Raw genomic sequence first — 2344 nt, 5'->3', positions numbered from 1 at the left:
GCGGCGGCCTGGCGCAGCACGACGACAAGGCGCTGGCCGGGACCGGACGGCGGCCAGTCCCCACCAGCCGGGAAGCCCAGTGCGTCGGCAAGACGGACCACCGGCAGGACACGCTTGCGGCGCATCACGGTCCAACAGCCGGAAACACGGTGGAAATCGTCGGCGGTGAAGCCGCAGACCTCCTCGACGAAGCGGTCGGGGATTGCCAGCACCTGATCGTCGACCTGGACCAGCAGCGTGCGCAGGATCGCCGCCGACAGCGGCAGGTCGATGGCGAAGGCGGTACCCGCGCCTTCCCGTGTGCGGATGGCGATGCTGCCGCCCAGCCGGGTGATGGCGGTGCGCACCACATCCATGCCGACGCCGCGGCCCGAGGTCTCGGTCACCGCTTCGGCGGTGGAGAAGCCGGGGGCGAAGATGAACTCGCGCACCGTGTCGGGCGACAGGCGGTGGCTGTCCTCCTCGGCGACCAGGCCCTGGCGCACCGCCTTGGCGCGCACCGCCTCCGTTACGATGCCACGGCCGTCGTCGGCGATCTCCACCACCACACGGCTGTTGCGCTGGATGGCGCGCAGGCAGAGCGTCGCCTGGGCCGGCTTTCCGGCCGCCTCGCGGTCGGCCGGCGGCTCGATGCCATGGTCGATGGCGTTGCGCACCATGTGCATCAGCGGGTCGTAGAGCATCTCCACCATGCTCTTGTCGATGCGGACATCGCCGCGCTCGGTGGCGAAGCGCACCGCCTTGCCCTGCACCCGCGCCAGTTCACGCACCACACGGGGAAATTGGTTGAACAGCGATTCGATGGGTACGACCCGCAGGTCCAGCGCAGCCTCGCGCAGCCGGTCGACGGAGCGGCTGAGCTGGGTGTCGAGATCCAGCAGGTCACGGCGGTGATGCTCGACCGCCTCGCGCAGGGCGCGCAGATCGGCATCGCCGGCACCGAGTCGTTCCGTCAGCGAAGCCAGCGCGCTTTCCAGCCGAAAATCGTTGGCGGTGGCGTTCAGGTCACCCGACAGCAGGACCATGCCGTCGATGCGGGCCATGAAACGGTCGATCGCCTCGCCGGGCACGCGCAGAATGCCACCGCCGTTCGTCGCGGAACGGACGGGCGTTGCGGTGGGCGGACTGGCAGGCGGAAGCGCCGCGGGCATCGCCGCCAGGGCACTGGCTGCAGGCAAGGCGGGCTCGGCCGGCGGCTCCGTCGTCCCGGGCTTGGCTGGTTCCCCCTCTTCTCCATGCCCACCGGGCAGGCAGGCCCGGATACGCAGAAAGCCGCCGCCAGGGTCGATGCCAGCCAGCGCATCGGCCAAGGTGGAACGCTCCTGCGGAGAGGCTATCAGCACCCGCAACCAGGTCTTGCCGTCGATGAATTCCGGCCAGTTGGTGATGGCGCGCACCTTGCTGCCCATCCACTGGACGAAGCCGGACGCAACCTCTGGTGAGGTTTCCAGGAAGGCGGTGACCTCGTAGAGCCGCATTTCCGTGTCGGCGATGGCGGCCCGCAGGTCGGCGGTGCTGTCCGGCGACAGGAAACGAAGCAGGCCGGGATCGAGCCCCAGTGCGGACAGCTCGTCGGCGGTCAGCGGCCGACGCGCCTCCCCGGCCTCCCGCTCGGCAGAGACGGCATCGACGAAGGCGCGCAGGCGCCCCTCCAGCATGGCGGCGGTGTCGGCATCCAAATCCTCGGCCGGTTCGCGCGCCGCCCGCTCCGTCAACTCCGTGAGCGCGGTACGGGCATCCGCCAGCAGCGCCGGCCAGTCGGCATGATCGGGGGCATCGCCGGAGGGAGCGGCGCGACGGATCACATCGGCCAGCACGCGCAGCAGGACCGAACCGCGCGGCAGCCGGATGATGTCCAGCGTCGCCGCCATGCGGTCGAGCAGCCCGCCCAGTTCGGCAGCGGCGGACGGATCGGCCAGTGCCGCCGGGTCGGCCAGCAGCGCATCGGCGCGAGCGCCGCCCTGAGCCAGGATCTGGGCATTGTGGTCGGCCAACAGCGTCGCCAGGATCGCCGCGCCGGCATCCTTGCCGGTCAGCCGACCGATGCGGGCACTGGCGGAGGCGACCGCCTGAAGCTCGCAAAGGATGCCGTCGGCGTCACGGGCGGCCAGTGCGTCGCGGAAGCGGCGCATGGTATCGGCAAAGGGCAGGAAATTCAGCCGCTCGCAGGCCAGTTCCAACCGGTCGGCAGTGTCGTCGACGCTGCGGGCGCCCTCCTCGTCCAGGCTGTCCAGGTCGAGAGCGCGGGTCAACGTCGCCATGCCATCATGCAGCAGGCCGACGAAAAGCCCCAGCATCCGCTCGTTTTCATGCAGGCGTANCGGCGGGGGCGGCGGTTGGGCGG

1 protein-coding gene is annotated in these 2344 nt (G+C 70.6%); it reads right to left on the bottom strand.

Annotation, left to right across the window (positions count from 1 at the left end):
* The coding region (locus tag I71_RS04705; RefSeq protein WP_244433634.1) for a chemotaxis protein CheA at positions 1–2297 on the bottom strand (2297 nt) is incomplete at its 3' end.
* Positions 2298–2344 lie beyond the last annotated feature (47 nt).

The sequence above is a fragment of the Azospirillum sp. B506 genome, assembly GCF_000333595.1.
Lineage (GTDB): Bacteria > Pseudomonadota > Alphaproteobacteria > Azospirillales > Azospirillaceae > Azospirillum.
The sequence above is the reverse complement of the archived record's forward strand: the minus strand, read 5'-3'. Positions and strand labels throughout refer to the sequence as shown.